Origin of the sequence: Flavobacterium tyrosinilyticum (genome assembly GCF_023656565.1) — a bacterium.
Lineage (GTDB): Bacteria > Bacteroidota > Bacteroidia > Flavobacteriales > Flavobacteriaceae > Flavobacterium > Flavobacterium tyrosinilyticum.
Window position 1 is genome coordinate 1,239,832 of sequence record NZ_JAMOKG010000001.1, and the last position, 17,312, is coordinate 1,257,143.

The window sequence follows — 17,312 nt, forward strand, 5'->3', positions numbered from 1 at the left end:
CCCCAATGATGTTATCTAAAAATATTATTACAATGAAAAAGCTTATTTTATCCTTAGTACTCATGGCTGTAACAACAAGTTACAGCCAAGAGTTAAACCTACCGGTGTTTACCCAGTATTTAGCTGATAACCCTTTTATTCTTTCTCCTGCTTATGCTGGTATTGGAGATAATCTCCGTATTAGAGCCAATGGTTTAACACAGTGGGTCGGAATTAAAGACGCACCAGATAACCAATCATTGTATGCAGATTTTCGTGTTTTAGATCGTTCTGGAGTTGGTTTGTCATTGTATAATGATAGCAATGGTAATACAAGACAAACGGGAGCCAAAGTGTCATTTGCGCACCACTTGATCTTAGATTATCGTACAGAACAATACCTTTCATTTGGTATTTCGTATAACATCAATACTTTTCGTTTAGAAACCAATAATTTTACGGGAACTGACGGAGGGATAACAGACGATCGCCGTACATCAAATAACAACTTTGATCTTAGTGCGCTGTATCGTAACAGAGGGTTTTATTTTAGTTTCAATGCCAACAACGTATTGAAAAAGAATATTAGTCTTGAAAGAGCAAATGAACCAGATCTTTTATCGAACTTTCAGGTATATTCTGGATTTACTTTTAAAGATGGAGAAAACAGACGTATCGAATACGAACCATCGGTTTTCTTACAGTACTTTGCAAATGACCAGCGTTCTACAACCGATTTTAACTTCAAGTACAGACGTTACAATCGTTACGAAGATTACTATTGGATTGGAGTGTCTTACCGTTTCTTAAATGACCAGTTCCCAAAACCATTGGCAATGGGACCAATGGCTGGTTTTATGAAATCTAAATTCTATTTTGCATACTCTTACCAGTTAATGTTTAATGGACTTGGAACGTATAACACAGGAACACATTCCATCACAATCGGATTCGATTTCTTACAATCTATCAGTAACTGTCCTTGTACACAAAGTCCAGTTCACGATTAGACAAGTAATTTTTATCATTTTTGAGAATTATTTTGTTTGTTTTCATAATTTACAACGTTTTCGTTTTTATTAATGGATTATTTTTAGTTTTTTGAAATTTAGACTTCATTAAAAGTTCTATATTTGTTATTCTTTCAAAAAATTAAAAAAATTAGCAGATGAAAACTTTAAACGATTTCGATTTTAAAAATAAAAAAGCAATTATCCGTGTTGACTTCAACGTGCCATTGGATGAGAATTTTAATGTAACAGATACAACACGTATTGAAGCTGCAAAGCCAACAATTGATGCTATTTTAGCTCAAGGCGGAAGTGTGATTTTAATGTCACACCTTGGAAGACCAAAAGGAGCAGAAGAGAAATACTCTCTAAAACATATCTTAAAAACAGCTTCTGATATTTTAGGAGTTCAAGTAAAATTTGCTGAAAACTGCGTTGGAGAACCAGCTCAAACTGCAGCAAAAGATTTAAAACCAGGCGAAGTTCTTTTATTAGAAAATTTACGTTTCCACGCTGAAGAAGAAGCAGGAGATGTAGCTTTCGCTAAAGAATTAGCTTCTCTTGGAGATATTTATGTAAACGATGCATTTGGTACAGCTCACAGAGCGCACGCATCTACTACAATTATTGCACAATTTTTTGAAGACAAAAAATGTTTCGGAACATTATTGGCAAAAGAAATTGAAAGTTTAAATAAAGTTCTTAAAAACAGTGAAAAACCTGTAACTGCTGTTCTTGGAGGTTCTAAAGTTTCTTCTAAAATCACTGTTATCGAAAATATCTTAGATAAAGTAGATCACATGATTATTGGAGGAGGAATGACTTTTACTTTCATTAAAGCGCAAGGAGGAAAAATCGGAGAGTCTATCTGCGAAGATGACAAATTAGATTTGGCTCTAGAAATTTTAAGATTAGCAAAAGAAAAAGGAGTTCAGGTACATATTCCTGTTGATGTTATTGCTGCAGACGATTTCTCAAACAATGCAAATACTCAGGTTGTAGACGTAACTGCAATTCCTGACGGATGGCAAGGTTTAGATGCAGGTCCAAAATCTTTAGAGAACTTCAAAAAAGTTATTTTAGAGTCAAAAACAATTCTTTGGAATGGTCCATTAGGAGTTTTTGAAATGGAAACTTTCTCTAAAGGAACAATCGCATTAGGAGATTATATCGCTGAAGCTACAGAAAATGGAGCATTTTCTTTAGTAGGAGGTGGAGATTCTGTTGCAGCAGTAAAACAGTTCGGATTTGAAGACAAAATGAGCTATGTTTCCACTGGTGGCGGGGCAATGCTAGAAATGTTAGAAGGAAGAATTTTGCCTGGAATCGCAGCGATATTAGACTAAAATATCACAATTAACATTTTTTTAAACACTTTTCTTCAATAAAGGGCTTAGATTTGCAAAAATACAACTCTTGTAATAGATTGAATTACAGAATTTTAAAATAATGTTATATGATTGTAAAAAAATTATCATTAGTGGTTTCCGCTTTCTTTTCTTTAGCTGTCTGTGCACAGGAAACGGCAAAGACAGATGTAGAACTGAAGCCAGAGGTTAAGCTTTCATATTTAGATTCTATTAAAAGCACATTCAAGAAAGATCATTTAGCTACAAAAGTAGACAGTCTTTGGATGAACGAATTGGTAAGTCTAGATATTTATGATGATCTGACCAAAGACATTCAAACCATTAACAAAGATGTTACTGTTGATGAAGAACTCCCAACCGAATTGCTAAAACAGCGTTTGGCGGCGATGAATCAGAAATCACCTTTTGAGATAGAATACAATCAAGGTTTAGAAAATATAATAAAGTCATTTCTTAAGAACCGTAAAAAATCGTTTTCTCGATTAATGGCTTTATCAGAATATTATTTCCCAATGTTCGAGGATGCTTTTGCCAAACAAAACGTTCCTTTGGAAATAAAATATTTAGCCGTTGTAGAATCTGCTTTAAATCCTAAAGCAGTTTCTAAAATGGGCGCTACGGGACTTTGGCAGTTTATGTACGGAACCGGAAAACAATACGCTTTAAAAATCGATTCTTATATCGACGAAAGAAGTGATCCTCTTAAAGCTACAGCAGCAGCTTCAGAATACATGACCAAAATGTTCAATATTTTTGGCGACTGGGAACTGGTTTTAGCCTCTTACAACTCAGGTCCAGGAAATGTTACTAAAGCAATTCGTCGTTCTGGAGGAAAAACAAAATACTGGGACATTCGTAATTATCTTCCAAAAGAAACTCAAGGTTACGTTCCCGCTTTCTTAGCAACAATGTATCTTTTTGAATACCACAAAGAACACGGAATCAATCCGGAAAGAGCTGTGGTTAAAAATTTTGAAACAGATACTGTAGCGATCAAAAATCAAATGTCTTTCAAACAGATCGCCGATTTGTTAGACATGCCACAATCACAGATTCAGCTTTTAAATCCGTCATACAAAATGGGAGTAGTTCCATTTTATCAGGGTGAACAGCATTTTATCAGACTTCCGAAAGATAAAGTAGCAACCTTTGTATCAAACGAAGAGCAAATTTATGCTTATGTAAAACACAATACAGAATTTAGATCAACATCTTCTAGATTAGCTGTAAAATATGCTCCAAAAGCAAAACCTGCAACAGTTAAACCTGCTGCGATTGAAAGTGGAGATTTTGAATTTTATAAAGTTAGAAAAGGAGATAATTTAGGTGCAATCGCTTCTAAATATAATGTGAGCATTGGCGAGATAAAAAAATGGAATAATTTAAAAACAAATGCCGTTGCAATTGGCAGAAGTTTAAAAATTAAATCGGAAGAGCCAACACCATCAGCTATTAAAGCAAATGCAATTGTAGATAAAAAAGAAGAAGCAATCGCAGCTGCTGAAAATAAAGAGAAAACAGCTGTCGATATGGACTATGTTGTAGTAGCTGGAGACAATTTAGGTAGCATTGCAAAGAAATTCGGTACGACTATTGCGGAGTTAAAAGAACTTAACGATTTAACTTCAAATAACATTGGTTTAGGAAAAACACTTATTATTTCTAAAGCAGCAATAGTTATAGAAGAGCCAGCTTCAACAGCAATTGCATCAAACTCGGTTGATTCATTCAAGAAAAAAGCACCTTCTAAAAACGTTAGTGAAGATTATTACGTTAAAAAAGGAGATTCTTTATACAGCATTTCTAAAAAATATCCTGGAGTAACAATTTCAGATATTAAAAAATGGAATGGTATTAAAGATGAAGATATTAAACCGGGAATGAAACTTAAAATAAACGGATAATAGAAAAATCTTATTAAATTTGGGTTTTATTTCATAAATTAAAAAAATGAATAAAACCCATTTTTTATTGCTATTAATTCCATTTTTCCTAACTGCTTGTTTTAAAACTGAAAAACAAAGCGAAACAGTTTCTGGAAAGACCAATACTATATCGGTCATTATTGATGATCAGTTGTGGTACGGAGAAGTAGGCGATAGTATTAGAAATAAATTTGCCTCACCGGTTCTTGGACTTACTCAAGAAGAGCCACTTTTTACCATTAATCAATATCCTGCGAGATTGCTTGAAGGTTTTGTTACCGACAGCCGAAGCATCATTGTAGTCAAAAAAACAAACGCAGAGAAATTCGAAATCATTCGAAGCACAACCCTTCCTCACAATACCTTTCGCATTTACGGAAAATCGGTAGACGATATTATATGCAGTCTTGAACTGAACGCACCGCAAATAATCAAAATTATTCACGATGCCGAAATTCAGAAAATTCAAGAAGATAATAGTGCTTCATTGCTAAATAAAGCAATTATTAAGAACAAATTTCACATCAATATTCAAATCCCGACAGGATATGAATACATGTTGCATAAAAAGAAATTCATTTGGCTTAAAAAGGAAATTATCAGTGGTAATACCAGTTTATTAATTTACCAGATTCCGCTATATAATTTCAAGAAGAAAAAAGACGTTGTAAATGCTATTGTCAAAATGCGTGATTCAATCGGTAAATACATTCAGGGACGTGAACCCAATACACAAATGATTACCAGCGAAGCTTACGCACCTTATTTCTCAAAAATAATGTTGGACAATAAAGAAGCCTTTGAAACAAAAGGAACATGGGAATTGAAAAATGATTTCATGACTGGACCATTTATCAATTATGCCATTATAGACCCAACTTTTAATCGTGTTTTGGTTATTGAAGGATTCTCTTATTCACCCTCACATCAAGAACGGGATCTAATGCTAGAACTTGAAGCCATTATTAAAACAGTCAGAATAGACAAACGATAGGGGATTTGTTTTTTGTTTCAGGTTTCAGGTTTGAAGTTTCTTTGCGATTCAATTCGTTCAGTATGTCAACATGAAACTTGAAACTTTAAACCTGAAACAAAAAATTTCGTACTTTTATTCATAACAAACATAAAAACAATTAGTTATGAAAAAATTAACCACAACCTTAGTACTAATAACACTGTGTTTTATTTCTTGTAAAAAAGAAGTGAAGGAAGAAGCCACACCTACAACAGCGACAGATTCTATTAAAACGGAAGAACCAGTTGCTGAAGCACCATTAGATTCTGCAGCGCAGATGAAAGCTTGGCAAGATTATGCAACACCTGGAAATCCACATAAAATACTGGCTGATGAAGTTGGAACATGGAATTGTGATATGACATTTTGGTCGGATGCCAATGCAAAACCTGAAAAAGAAACTTGTGTAGCCGAAATTAAAATGATCTTAGGCGGACGCTTTCAAGAAGCAACTTACAAAGGAACTATGATGGGACAGCCATTTGATGGTAAAGGCACTGTAGGCTATAATAATGCGAGTAAAGAATACATCTCCACATTTATTGATAATATGGGAACTGGAATGATGATTGGCAAAGGAAAGTATAACGAAAGTACCAAGAGTATAGATTACGACGGAGAAATGGCCGATCCAGTAACAGCAAAAAATACCAAGTACAGAGAAGTTTACACTATCGTAGATGCTAAAACCCGAAAAATGGAAATGTACGATACAAAAAATGGAACTGAATATAAAAGCATGGAAATAGTAATGACGAAAAAGTGATTTTCTAGTTAGTTACAAAGAAGCAAGGCGCAAAGACACAAAGATTTATTCTAGGAAATATAACTTTGTGTCTTTGCGATTTCTATAAGAAACTTTAGCACAGCTAAAAAAATATATAACTTAGCGCCTTCGCGCCTTTGTGGCAAAAACAAAGTAGAATGGAATTAAAATGGAAAATAAAGCCTTTTGAGGCGTTAACGGTTCATGAGTTATATGATTTGCTCAGATTGCGAAGCAAAATCTTTGTAGTCGAACAAAATTGTGTTTATTTAGACCTTGATGGCAAGGACAAGAAAGCATTACACCTTTTGGGGGAATTTGAAGGTAAAATAGTAGCTTATTCGCGCTTATTTGATGCGGGGATTAGTTTCGATAACGCTTCGATCGGAAGAGTCGTTGTAGATCAAAATTACAGAGACAAAAAATGGGGACACGAATTAATGCGAGAAGCTATAGCTCAAATTCAATCCAATTTTGGAAAAGATAAAATTACTATAGGAGCACAATTGTATTTGAAGAAATTCTACGAAAGCCACGGTTTTGTTCAAACAAGCGAAATGTATTTAGAAGATGATATTCCGCATATCGAGATGATTCGAGAATGATTAAAATGAAGTAAAAAATCCACAAGGGTTTTTTAGCATATTCCAATAAGTAAAAAAAACTTAGAATCTTAGCATCTTAGAATCTTAGAAAAACTAAATTTTAGTAATCACAAACTCCACCCGCCGATCGTAAGTATCGCCTCGGCCTAAAGGATATCTATTGCCGCATCCAATATAGGTCATGCGGCTTTTGGATACTTTTTTAGACATTAGATAATGAAAAACAGTTTTGGCACGATTCCAAGAAAGTCTCCTTTCTTTAGTAGCTCTATCAATTCCGTCGCTGTAAATTTCGGGTGTACAGCAAACGTGTCCGCGTATTTCAAAATTTAAGTTTCGATGATCTTGAAGCGTTGTCGCAATTTTATCTAGTTCTTTTTTAGAATTGGGAGTTAGTTTGGCGCTTCCAATTTCAAACAAAATAGATTCCAGACAAACTTTATCGCCTACTTTTAACTTGTCTTTAAAAGAAGTGTGAATTCCTTTTCCGAAACTATTCTTTTTAACCACAATTAAGTCCACCCGCCGATTTCGGAGACGTGTTTCGTACAGATTTTCTATCGTATCTGCTTTTACAACAACACGTCCTTTTCCTTCCAGAATAACAATTTTACTTTGATTGAATCCTTTTTTGATCAACAGATCCTGAATCGTATTGGCTCGATTGTTTGACAATCTAAAGTTATACTCATCATTTCCTCGATCATCACAATAGCCATAAATCTGTATAGACTCTACTTTAGAAGTGTCTATGTTTTTTATAAAATTAGAAACCACACTGATTTGCTTTTCTGTCAAATCATACTTGTCGAATTCGAAATAAATAGTCTCAACAGGTTTTTGTTGTGCGTTTACTGTATAATATGAAAAAAGAATCAGAGCTAGAGTTATCTTCATTCACTACATTTTTAAAATCGTCTTATATTCTGTCTGGTTATTTAATACGCTAACTGCTCTTTTAATTTCAGAATTGTTTTTTAAGTAATACTGATATAAACCTTCCTGATATTGGTATCTTTTAATCAATTCTTCCAAAATCATGTTTTTAATCTCTTTTTGGTTTTTATCTAGTAAAGTAGTTTCGCTTTTTTCTAAAGCATTTAACAATTGCTGATATTCGGCAGTAATGGTCTCGTCTATTTTTTCTTTTTTAGCCGCAGCTAAAGTATTTTTTAAAGCCACTTCGGTGTCTGTGTCAAAAGTGATTTTGTTAGTTTTAAGATATTGTTTGAAAGCAGTATAATCTGCATCGGTCAAAGTCGGAATCTTATCACCCAAATTTGGATTTTTGTAATAGTATGTTGTGGCATAATCAAAAACACCATCATTTTTGATTAAAGCAGTAGCAATTGAGCTGGTTTTTGCTTCTTCCAATTCTATGTCTGGTAAAACTCCTCCGCCATCATAAACCGTTCTGCCTTTTCTAGTTTTAAAAGCATTATAGTTTTTGGCATCCGTTTTTTGCGCTACGCCATTTTTGTCTTTGTGTGCATAATCCAGAGCCTGAATACATCTTCCAGAAGGCGTATAATATCTTGAAATGGTTACTTTTAATTGAGTTCCATAAGTTAAATCAACAGAACGCTGTACCAAACCTTTACCAAAACTTCTGCTTCCTAAAACAACTGCACGATCCAAATCCTGCAAAGCACCCGAAACAATTTCTGAAGCCGAAGCACTTCTTCCGTTTACTAAAATTGCCAAAGGAATTTCAGTATCAACTGGTTCTTTCTGTGTTTTATAAGTGTTGTTGTGTTTTTCAATTCTAGATTTAGTCGTAACAATTACTTCATTTTTCGGAACAAACAAATTGCAGATATCAATGGCTTCGTTTAATAAACCACCTGGATTTCCTCTCAAATCCAAAACAATTTGTTTGGCACCGTCGGCTTTTAGTTTTTCCAATGCGTCTTTCACTTCGGCAGAAGCTTTTCTGCTAAAATGTGCCAAAACTATATAACCTGTTTTATCATCTATTTTTCCGTAAAAAGGAACCGATTTAATATCTACTTCATCTAAAACCAAAACGGTAGTATTTGGTTTTCCTTGACGAAGGTATTTGATGTTGATTTTAGTGTTTTTTGTTCCTTTCAATAATTGAGAGGCATCATCTTTAAAATCAGCAATCAGAACATCGCCAATCTGAATAATTTCATCTCCTGCTTTTAGTCCCGCTTTATCGGCAGGATAATTTTTATAAGGTTCACGAACAATTAAGCGATCTTTTTTTCTCGAAATCAAAGCGCCAATTCCAGTATATTCTCCGGTATTATTGATTTTAAAATTAACAACATCTTGCTCGTTAAAATAAACGGTATACGGATCCAAACTTCCCAGCATACTTTTGATCGCTTTGTCCATCAAATCTCCGGGATTGGTTTCGTCAACATAATTGGTATTTACGGCTTTAAACAAAGTGGTGAAAATCTCAATTTGTTTGGCAATCTCAAAAAAGTCTTCTTTAAAACTGGTTCCAACAAACAACATTCCCGCCGCAGCGACTGGTATAATAAATTTCTTTTTGAAATACGGATACATGATTATTCTTTTTTTCTTCTTTTTAATCTTCTTCTTATAAAATAGGCAAATACAACAAATAATATTACAAACGGCCAAACGCTGATTAAGGAAATTAAAAAATCGGATAAACTGAAAAATCCAGATTTGACAGCGTTCCAAAGTTTTGAACCGTAAGATATCTTAACGCCTTCTTTTTGGGCAATCGTTTTATAAAATTCAATGGTAACGGTACTTAAAGAAACTCGACTTTCCAAATATTTCAGCTCACTTTCTTTAGCTTCTATTTCTTCTCGAATCACTGAAATTTGTTTCTCAATTTCTAAAATCTCGCTGACTTTGTTTGCTTTCTTTAAAATTTCAAGATAACGTTCTTCGAGTTTCTTTTTTGTTTTTAATCTTGAGTTAATATCAATATATTGGTCTGTAACATTTGTTGCAGAGATTTCTTTTCTTTCGAAAAATGAAACGCCTTTTGAAATTGAATTTACAAATTGATCAAAATTTTCACTCGGAACTCTTACAGTGATATTTCTATATAATGAGTGATCATCTTTTCCCTCAGAATCATTCAAGACAATACTTTTATTCTCTTTTATTGCATTTTGAATTTGCGAAAATGTTTTTTCAAGATCATCTGTTTCAAACCTTATTGAAGCATTTTTAATAATTTTTTCAGGAACATCCAATGAGTTTGAACTTAAACTTTTTTGTCCTGGAGTTACTTGACTAAGTGTGATGCCTAGAGATTCAGATTCCTTTTCTGAAAATTTAGCTTTACTGCATCCAGAAAGAATCAACAAAAAAACACATAAAAAGAAAAGTTGACGCATAAAATTTCAATTTAGAGCTAAAACTACGATTTTTTTGTCTAACTTGATTAATAATCTTACGTTTTGAAATTTACGCTTCTGTTTTCGTATCAGAATCTTGTGGTTTGTTGATTTGAGCTGCAAATTTCTCAAACAATTGAATCATTTTAGTATTGATTTCTTCGTAAGATAAACGGTCTTTGGTCTGATAAAAAAGCATTATCGAATATGGCTGATCCAGATTATCTAAAAGTAAATGTTTGTTTAATCGATAGGTTTCTCTCAAAACTCTTTTGAAATAATTTCGATCAACGGCTTTCTTAAAATATTTCTTAGAAACCGAAACGCCAATTTTGGTTTGTTCTTCTGAATTTGCTTCCGCTTGACGGTAAACCAAACGAAGCGGGTATTTGGACACCGATTTTCCATTAGAAAACAGTAATCCAATTGTCGTTTTGCTTTTTAAACGCTCGTTTTTAGGGTAAGTAAAGTTCATTTAATTCAGAAAAAATTTGCAAATTCTAGTGCAAAGGTACAATTAAACCATAAAAACAGTTATTGTTTTCAATTTTAATAAGTCTAAAAATATATTTACTACTTTTGCGCATTAATTTTTGAAGCATGGAAAAAATTATTTCTTATCCCATATCGGTAATTTACTATTTATTATTTGGTTTGTGTTTGGCTGTTTTTCACCCAATTCAGTGGATTTGTTTAAATGTTTTTGGTTACCAGGCTCACAAAAAAAGTGTTGATTATTTAAATTTCTGTCTTTTAAAATGTACTAATCTTGTCGGGACAAGATATACAATTGAAGGAGTAGACACGGTTCCGAAGGGTGTGCCGATTATTTTTGTGGCAAATCACCAAAGTATGTACGATATCGTGGCAATGATTTGGTACTTTAGACGTTTTCATTGTAAATTTGTAAGTAAGAAGGAGTTAGGAAGCGGAATTCCAAGTGTTTCTTTTAATTTGAAATACGGAGGATCTGTTTTAATTGACCGAAAAGACCCTAAACAAGCGATACCCGTTATTAAAGGCTTGTCTGAATATATCGAAAAAAACACAAGATCTGCCGTTATTTTCCCAGAAGGGACAAGAAGTAAAACGGGAGTACCAAAAGAATTTGCGCAAAGCGGTTTAAAAATTTTATGCAAATATGCACCATCTGCGTATGTTGTGCCAGTAGGCATCAATAATTCTTGGAAAATGGTAAAGTTTGGTTTTTTTCCTGTTGGTTTAGGAAATCACCTCAAGTTTACTGCTCATAAAGCTTTGGCTGTTAAAGATTACAAGTTTGAAGAGCTGATGGAGATTGCTGAAAAAGCAGTTAAAGAAGGAATAAATGAATATAAACAAGTTTAAGTTTTAGTCCGAGCTAAAACGTACAACTCAAATCTATAATAAGTAATGTCTATAAAAAACATTAGATTAGAAGTAATGCAGTTTTTGGAAAAAAACGTGGATAGCTTCGTTGAACAGTATTTAATTCCAGTGGAAAAAATTTGGCAGCCGTCGGATTTCTTACCAAATTCTCAAGGAGAAAACTTCTTTGAAGAGGTAAAAGAATTACGCGAGATTGCTAAAGAACTTCCATACGATTTCTGGGTTACTCTTGTTGGAGATACCATCACAGAAGAAGCTTTGCCTACCTACGAGTCATGGTTAATGGATGTTGAAGGAATAGATCAGCAAGAAGGAAATCAAGGAAACGGTTGGGCTAAGTGGGTAAAACAATGGACTGGAGAAGAAAACCGCCACGGAGATCTTTTAAATAAATACTTGTATTTGTCTGGTCGTGTGAATATGCGTGAAATCGAAATGACTACACAGCATTTGATCAACGACGGTTTTGATATTGGAACTGGAACTGACCCATACAAAAACTTTGTATACACTAGTTTTCAGGAATTAGCAACTTATGTTTCGCACAATAGAGTAGCTCAGATAGCTAAGAAATTTGGCGATAACAAGTTGTCTAAAATGTGTAAAATGATTGCTGGAGACGAAATGCGTCACCACCATGCATACAGCGAATTTGTTACTAGAATTTTCCAAGTAGATCCAAGCGAAATGATGTTAGCTTTTCAATACATGATGAAGCAGAAAATTGTTATGCCGGCTCATTTCTTGAGAGAATCTGGTCAAAAAATAAGCACAGCTTTCGAACAGTTTTCAGATTCAGCACAGCGTATTGGTGTTTACACTGCAAACGATTATGTAGATATCATGCAGAAATTAATTAACAAATGGGAAATTGATAAGATTTCTAATTTGACTGATGAAGCAGAAAAAGCTCGTGATTACTTAATGAAATTACCAGCTCGTATGGCGAGAATTTCAGAAAGAATTGTGATCCCACAAGAATCGCATATTTTTAAATGGGTTGAACCAGCAAGACTTTAAATTTTAGATTTTAGATTGGAATTTGGAATTTAAAAAATTTGGAATTTAAAAAAGCAACAATGTTGCTTTAAAACATATTTGTTGATTGTTGGAGATTCAAAATCTTTGACAATCAACATTTTTTATAAACTGTAAAAACCTCTATATGAGCAATTCACAACTGATTATTAAAACTATTGCTTTTGTTAAAGAAAAACTAAATGATGCCGAGGGTGGACATGATTGGTTTCATATTGAGCGAGTTTATAAGAACGCAATTTTGATTGCCAAAGAAACAGAGTGCGATCTTACAGTGGTGCAATTGGGTGCTTTATTGCATGATATTGCAGATAGTAAATTTCACAACGGAGACGAAACAATCGGGCCAAAAACAGCAAGAGCATTTTTAGAGAAAGAAAATGTTTCTGAGGACACAATTGCCCATGTTGTTAAAATCATTGAAAATATCTCTTATAAAGGCGGAAATTTCGAAAGAAAGTTCTCTTCTGTCGAATTGGATGTTGTTCAAGATGCTGATCGTCTTGATGCAATTGGTGCAATTGGTGTTGCAAGAGCCTTTAATTATGGAGGATTTAAGAACAGAGCTTTATACAATCCAGAAATTGAGCCTGTAACCAATATGACAAAAGAGGAGTATAAAAAGAACAATGCTCCAACCATTAATCATTTCTACGAAAAGCTTTTACTGCTTAAAGACAAAATGAATACCGAAAAAGGAAAAGAAATCGCGGCAGAAAGACATCGTTTTATGGAAACTTTTCTAGCTCAGTTTTATGCCGAGTGGGAAGGGTTGAAATAGAAATTACATTCAGATTATAAAAATAAAAAACGGCTCTAATCTAGAGCCGTTTTTTATTTTGTGATAGGGTATATCAGAAGCTTTATAGGATTATAATCGGGATTTTAGAAAGCACATTATTACAAAAGCGCATAAAAAACCAATTGAAAACCATAGTATCCTAGTTATGTTGATATTTCTGATCATTTCCCTTTTTTCAAACCTTGTCATTTCAAATGTATTTTTAAAAATTCAAAAATAATTTTACTTACGGTGTGATGGTGCCTTGAAAAGCTTTTAAACCATTATAATAAGACATTTTTTAATCACAGTTTTCAGTCTCAGTCAAAGTTACAGTCTATATTCTTTGTTCTATATTCTTAATTAGATAAAACCGAGAAAAAACTAATGATGATGTTTCATTATCAAATAAGTAATAATGGTTGCGCAGAAAAAACCTATTGCAAACCACAGTAATCGAGCTACTCTGTTGTCTCGTATTACTTCCATTCTATCTTCTGGTGTCATTTTTTAATAAATTTAGAAGACAAAAATAGTTTTAGGAAATATACTAATAAGTTATTCTAGGTTTTTAAAATAACAGAATAAGACATTTTATTCATAAAAAAAGCCATTCAAAATGAACAGCTTTTTTTACTTTGTATCTGTGAACCTTTGTTCCTTTGTCCCTTTTTAAGAACATCCACAATCGGTTCCACTACCGCAGTCTTTTTTCTTTTTTGATTTAAAGAAGAACTTTTTAATCAAAAAAGCAACTGCAATTCCTAATATGGCAAAGGCTATTATTTCCTGAAACATAACTTTTTATTTTAAAAGTTGATACGCAATTAATGCGGTAAAATAAGCGAGACCACTCATTAAAAATAGTTGCATGGCAGGCCATTTCCATGAATTGGTTTCTTTTTTGGTAATCGCCAACGTACTGGCGCATTGCATAGCAAAAGCATAAAATAGCAATAAAGAAATTCCAGTGGCAAAATCAAATATTTTTTTTCCGGTATCTGGCCAAACTTCTGCCTGCATTTTGCTTTTTATAGTCGATTCGTTATCGGTATCTCCAACACTGTAAATGGTTGCCAGAGTTCCCACGAAAACTTCGCGGGCAGCAAAAGAACTGATTAAAGCAATTCCGATTTTCCAATCGTAACCCAAAGGCTGAATTACCGGTTCGATCGCGCGTCCCATTAATCCAATATAGGAATTCTCTAATTTTTGAGAATTAACTTCATTTTCAAACTGAGTTTCGTCTAAAGTCGTATTGGCAAATCTTTCTTTTACGATAGTTTCGGCTTCGTTGAATTCTTTTCCAGGTCCGTATGAGGCCAAGAACCAAAGAATAACAGAGATCGCCAAGATAATTTTACCTGCACCAACAACAAAAGCTTTTGTTTTTTCTACTACATTGATTCCAACATTTTTTGGAAGAGGCATTTTGTAACTTGGCATTTCAACAACAAAATATGTTTTTGAGTCTAATTTTAGAACCTTATTCAAAATGTAAGCCGATAAAATGGCCATAAAAAATCCTAAAACATAAAGTGACATAAGTGTTAATCCTTGAAGATTTAATACTCCAAAAATTCTTTTGCTCGGAATAACCAATGAGATAATAATCGCATAAACAGGTAATCTTGCCGAACAAGTCGTGAATGGCGTTACTAAGATCGTAATAAGGCGTTCTTTCCAGTTTTCAATATTTCGAGTTGCCATAATCGCGGGAATTGCACAGGCAGTTCCAGAAATTAAAGGCACGACACTTTTTCCTGAAAGTCCAAATCGGCGCATGATTTTGTCCATTAAGAATACGACACGACTCATATAACCGCTTTCTTCTAAAATAGAAATAAATAAAAACAAGAAAGCAATCTGCGGAATAAAAATAATAACTCCGCCAATTCCAGGAATAATTCCTTGCGAAAGTAAATCGGTCAAAATACCACTTGGCAGTTCTGCTGCAACCCAGCTGCTTAAAGAAGCAAAGGTGCTGTCAATGAAATCCATTGGAATAGTTGACCAGCTAAAAATCGATTGGAAAATCAAGAATAAAATGGCAAAGAAAATAAAGTAACCCCAAACTTTGTGCGTTAAAACGCGATCCAATTTTGCTCGGATATCTTTCGCCATCGAAGCATCAATCTTTAAACCTTCTTTTAAAACATCATTGATAAATTGATATCTTTTGATGGTCTCTTTCTGTTGTAAACGTTTTAATTCTGAATGTGATTTGGTAAAAGTGCTTCGGATTTCATTACGGTCTAAATTCAAGAAATTGACATCTTGCGTAATGACCAGCCACAATTTATACATTAATTGGTTTGGAAATGCTTTTTGTAATTTTTCAAAATATTCAGGATCAATTACAGAAGCATTCAAACAAGGTTCGTGTGGAAGTGTTTTATAAGAAACAATCAGTTCTTTTAATTCTTCAATTCCTAAACCTTTTCGGGAACTTACTAACGCAATTTTTGTTTTTAGTTTTTCTTCTAAATACGGAATATCTAAAGAAATTCCTTTACGCTCCATACGATCTGACATATTGATAACCAAAATCGTCGGAATTTCAAGATCTTTTATCTGTGTGTAGATTAGTAAATTTCGTTTTAGATTTTCGACATCTGTTACAACAACCGCTACATCTGGATATAGTTTATCGTTTTTGTTTAGCAAGAGTTCGATTACTACACTTTCGTCCATCGAACTCGCATTCAAACTATACGTTCCAGGCAAATCTAGAATGTTAGCTTTTACGTTATTAGGTAATTTGCAAAATCCTATTTTCTTCTCAACCGTGATTCCAGGATAGTTTCCAACTTGTTGGTTAAGACCTGTTAATTGATTAAAAACGGAAGTTTTTCCGGTATTGGGATTTCCGATAAGGGCAACATTGATATTCTGAACACTCATTACAAATTGGTTTTGATAAGTTCAACTTCAATTTCACGAGCTGTTTCAATTCGAATGGCAACATGAGAACCATTAATATCTAAATATAATGGATCGCCAAAAGGAGCAACCTGAAGCAATTCAACTAAACTGCCAGGAAGACAACCCATTTCTAATAATTTAAGTGGAATAAGATCGATATCAAAATCTTTGATAATGGCTTTTTCGCCTTTTTTCAGAGTGTGTATTGTATTTTGCAAGCTTATTTAGATTGAATTTAGATTGCAAAAGTAGGCAATTATTCTCTATTTCAAGGCATTTAACACTTCCACAAATGCTAAATGTTTCTAAAAATAAGGGATTTTACTCTTGAGAAAGGAATTCGATGTCTTCCAAAAGACGTTTTATATCTTCTTTGTTTGTTCCGTCATAAAAACCTCTAACGCGGCGCTTTTGATCAACCAAAACAAAATTCTCAGTATGTACCATATCATAAAGCTGATCTGGTCTTCCTAATTTAACAGCCAAATACGATTTTCTGGCCATAGTGTAGATTTGTTTTTTGTCACCAGTAACCAAATTCCATTTGCTATCGACAACTCCATATTTAATGGCATAAGCTTTTAAAACAGAAACACTGTCAACTTCTGGAAAAACGGTATGAGATAGCAACATTACTTTCGGATTGTTCAAAACCGCTTTTTGAACATCAACAAGATTGGTTGACATCTTTGGGCAGATCGATCCGCAAGTGGTAAAGAAGAAATCGGCAACATAAATTTTTCCTTCGTAATTTTTCTGGGTAATCGTATCGCCATTTTGATTGATAAAAGAAAAATCGGCAATTGTGTGGTATTTGCTTTTATATTGAACTGTACTATCTACCAATTCAGGATTAACATCAGCTGGATTATAAATAGGAAGTGTCTTTTTGGGTTTTAAAGCCGAGTAAAACAAAGATATCGTAACAACCGAAAATACTATTAGAACAATAAAGAATTTACGGTATTTATATAAAAGCGATTTCATAAAAATAATTTGGCGCAAAAATACAAAAAGCAGATTCTAAAAACTTTACTGAATTATTTTTTTAACAGGCTTTTGTAACTTTTACGAGTATCTGTATACATATATCTCAGTGTTCAGGTTGTATTTGTGAAATTTATCTGTCTTTTTGGCTTTACAGTTAGAATTTTAACACAATTTTTGAAATAATAACAAT

18 protein-coding genes are annotated in these 17,312 nt (G+C 33.5%); 9 read left to right on the top strand and 9 right to left on the bottom strand.

Going from position 1 to position 17,312, the window contains the following annotated elements:
* Positions 1-32: 32 nt before the first annotated feature.
* The 6 genes from NCC77_RS05445 (at position 33) to NCC77_RS05470 (ending at position 6,670) form a co-directional block, all read left to right on the top strand.
* Positions 33-989, top strand: coding sequence for a PorP/SprF family type IX secretion system membrane protein (locus NCC77_RS05445; RefSeq protein WP_250834677.1), 957 nt, complete (start codon positions 33-35; stop codon positions 987-989).
* 158 nt (positions 990-1,147) lie between these two features.
* A complete protein-coding gene (locus NCC77_RS05450; protein WP_250834678.1) occupies positions 1,148-2,335 on the top strand; it encodes a phosphoglycerate kinase in 1,188 nt (395 codons plus the stop codon).
* Between the two features lie 110 nt (positions 2,336-2,445).
* Positions 2,446-4,263 carry a LysM peptidoglycan-binding domain-containing protein gene (locus NCC77_RS05455; protein ID WP_250834679.1) on the top strand — a complete coding sequence of 606 codons (1,818 nt, stop codon included), beginning with the start codon at positions 2,446-2,448 and terminating at the stop codon, positions 4,261-4,263.
* 46 nt (positions 4,264-4,309) lie between these two features.
* Positions 4,310-5,278, top strand: coding sequence for a DUF4837 family protein (locus NCC77_RS05460; protein ID WP_250834680.1), 969 nt, complete (start codon positions 4,310-4,312; stop codon positions 5,276-5,278).
* 145 nt (positions 5,279-5,423) lie between these two features.
* A complete protein-coding gene (locus NCC77_RS05465; protein WP_250834681.1) occupies positions 5,424-6,065 on the top strand; it encodes a DUF1579 domain-containing protein in 642 nt (213 codons plus the stop codon).
* A 158-nt stretch (positions 6,066-6,223) separates the two neighbouring features.
* Complete coding sequence (locus tag NCC77_RS05470) at positions 6,224-6,670, top strand: GNAT family N-acetyltransferase (RefSeq protein ID WP_250834682.1); 447 nt, start codon at positions 6,224-6,226, stop codon at positions 6,668-6,670.
* Positions 6,671-6,763: 93 nt separating this feature from the next.
* On the opposite strand, the gene NCC77_RS05475 is transcribed toward NCC77_RS05470, so the two are convergent.
* The 4 genes from NCC77_RS05475 to rnpA all read right to left on the bottom strand — a co-directional run bounded on the left by NCC77_RS05475 (position 6,764) and on the right by rnpA (position 10,495).
* Positions 6,764-7,567: an OmpA family protein gene (locus NCC77_RS05475; protein ID WP_250834683.1), complete on the bottom strand. Its 804-nt coding sequence runs from the start codon at positions 7,565-7,567 to the stop codon at positions 6,764-6,766.
* Between the two features lie 3 nt (positions 7,568-7,570).
* Positions 7,571-9,208, bottom strand: a complete 1,638-nt coding sequence (locus tag NCC77_RS05480; RefSeq protein ID WP_250834684.1) for a S41 family peptidase — start codon at positions 9,206-9,208, stop codon at positions 7,571-7,573.
* A gap of 2 nt (positions 9,209-9,210) precedes the next feature.
* The gene (locus NCC77_RS05485; protein WP_250834685.1) at positions 9,211-9,876 is read right to left on the bottom strand and encodes a DUF4349 domain-containing protein; all 666 of its coding nucleotides are present in this window, start codon (positions 9,874-9,876) and stop codon (positions 9,211-9,213) included.
* 214 nt (positions 9,877-10,090) lie between these two features.
* Positions 10,091-10,495 (bottom strand): ribonuclease P protein component, encoded by a 405-nt coding sequence (gene rnpA, locus NCC77_RS05490; protein ID WP_250834686.1) that lies wholly within the window; start codon positions 10,493-10,495, stop codon positions 10,091-10,093.
* Between the two features lie 125 nt (positions 10,496-10,620).
* Here rnpA and NCC77_RS05495 point away from each other — a divergent pair, with 125 nt between their 5' ends.
* The 3 genes from NCC77_RS05495 to NCC77_RS05505 all read left to right on the top strand — a co-directional run bounded on the left by NCC77_RS05495 (position 10,621) and on the right by NCC77_RS05505 (position 13,207).
* Positions 10,621-11,367, top strand: a complete 747-nt coding sequence (locus NCC77_RS05495) for a lysophospholipid acyltransferase family protein (RefSeq protein WP_250834687.1) — start codon at positions 10,621-10,623, stop codon at positions 11,365-11,367.
* Positions 11,368-11,412: 45 nt separating this feature from the next.
* On the top strand, positions 11,413-12,408 hold the full coding sequence (locus NCC77_RS05500; RefSeq protein ID WP_250834688.1) for an acyl-ACP desaturase: 996 nt from the start codon (positions 11,413-11,415) through the stop codon (positions 12,406-12,408).
* Positions 12,409-12,553: 145 nt separating this feature from the next.
* Entirely contained in the window at positions 12,554-13,207 is a 654-nt protein-coding gene (locus NCC77_RS05505; RefSeq protein ID WP_250834689.1) for an HD domain-containing protein, read from the top strand.
* Between the two features lie 384 nt (positions 13,208-13,591).
* On the opposite strand, the gene NCC77_RS22950 is transcribed toward NCC77_RS05505, so the two are convergent.
* The 5 genes from NCC77_RS22950 to NCC77_RS05525 form a co-directional block, all read right to left on the bottom strand.
* On the bottom strand, positions 13,592-13,714 hold the full coding sequence (locus NCC77_RS22950) for a hypothetical protein (protein ID WP_284705078.1): 123 nt from the start codon (positions 13,712-13,714) through the stop codon (positions 13,592-13,594).
* A 165-nt stretch (positions 13,715-13,879) separates the two neighbouring features.
* On the bottom strand, positions 13,880-14,005 hold the full coding sequence (locus NCC77_RS23045) for a FeoB-associated Cys-rich membrane protein (protein WP_095930202.1): 126 nt from the start codon (positions 14,003-14,005) through the stop codon (positions 13,880-13,882).
* A gap of 6 nt (positions 14,006-14,011) precedes the next feature.
* Positions 14,012-16,111, bottom strand: coding sequence for a ferrous iron transport protein B (gene feoB, locus NCC77_RS05515; RefSeq protein WP_250834690.1), 2,100 nt, complete (start codon positions 16,109-16,111; stop codon positions 14,012-14,014).
* Positions 16,111-16,350, bottom strand: coding sequence for a FeoA family protein (locus tag NCC77_RS05520; protein WP_008465698.1), 240 nt, complete (start codon positions 16,348-16,350; stop codon positions 16,111-16,113). Before NCC77_RS05520 ends, feoB begins: the two co-directional genes overlap by 1 nt.
* Positions 16,351-16,453: 103 nt before the next feature.
* On the bottom strand, positions 16,454-17,119 hold the full coding sequence (locus tag NCC77_RS05525; protein ID WP_250834691.1) for an SCO family protein: 666 nt from the start codon (positions 17,117-17,119) through the stop codon (positions 16,454-16,456).
* Between the last annotated feature and the right edge of the window lie 193 nt (positions 17,120-17,312).

Coding starts and splice junctions, on each gene's coding strand:
- NCC77_RS05445 (WP_250834677.1), top strand. CDS start 33: ATGAAAAAGCTTATTTTATCCTTAGTACTCATGGCTGTAACAACAAGT.
- NCC77_RS05450 (WP_250834678.1), top strand. CDS start 1,148: ATGAAAACTTTAAACGATTTCGATTTTAAAAATAAAAAAGCAATTATC.
- NCC77_RS05455 (WP_250834679.1), top strand. CDS start 2,446: ATGATTGTAAAAAAATTATCATTAGTGGTTTCCGCTTTCTTTTCTTTA.
- NCC77_RS05460 (WP_250834680.1), top strand. CDS start 4,310: ATGAATAAAACCCATTTTTTATTGCTATTAATTCCATTTTTCCTAACT.
- NCC77_RS05465 (WP_250834681.1), top strand. CDS start 5,424: ATGAAAAAATTAACCACAACCTTAGTACTAATAACACTGTGTTTTATT.
- NCC77_RS05470 (WP_250834682.1), top strand. CDS start 6,224: ATGGAATTAAAATGGAAAATAAAGCCTTTTGAGGCGTTAACGGTTCAT.
- NCC77_RS05475 (WP_250834683.1), bottom strand. CDS start 7,567: ATGAAGATAACTCTAGCTCTGATTCTTTTTTCATATTATACAGTAAAC.
- NCC77_RS05480 (WP_250834684.1), bottom strand. CDS start 9,208: ATGTATCCGTATTTCAAAAAGAAATTTATTATACCAGTCGCTGCGGCG.
- rnpA (WP_250834686.1), bottom strand. CDS start 10,495: ATGAACTTTACTTACCCTAAAAACGAGCGTTTAAAAAGCAAAACGACA.
- NCC77_RS05495 (WP_250834687.1), top strand. CDS start 10,621: ATGGAAAAAATTATTTCTTATCCCATATCGGTAATTTACTATTTATTA.
- NCC77_RS05500 (WP_250834688.1), top strand. CDS start 11,413: ATGTCTATAAAAAACATTAGATTAGAAGTAATGCAGTTTTTGGAAAAA.
- NCC77_RS05505 (WP_250834689.1), top strand. CDS start 12,554: ATGAGCAATTCACAACTGATTATTAAAACTATTGCTTTTGTTAAAGAA.
- NCC77_RS22950 (WP_284705078.1), bottom strand. CDS start 13,714: ATGACACCAGAAGATAGAATGGAAGTAATACGAGACAACAGAGTAGCT.
- NCC77_RS23045 (WP_095930202.1), bottom strand. CDS start 14,005: ATGTTTCAGGAAATAATAGCCTTTGCCATATTAGGAATTGCAGTTGCT.
- feoB (WP_250834690.1), bottom strand. CDS start 16,111: ATGAGTGTTCAGAATATCAATGTTGCCCTTATCGGAAATCCCAATACC.
- NCC77_RS05525 (WP_250834691.1), bottom strand. CDS start 17,119: ATGAAATCGCTTTTATATAAATACCGTAAATTCTTTATTGTTCTAATA.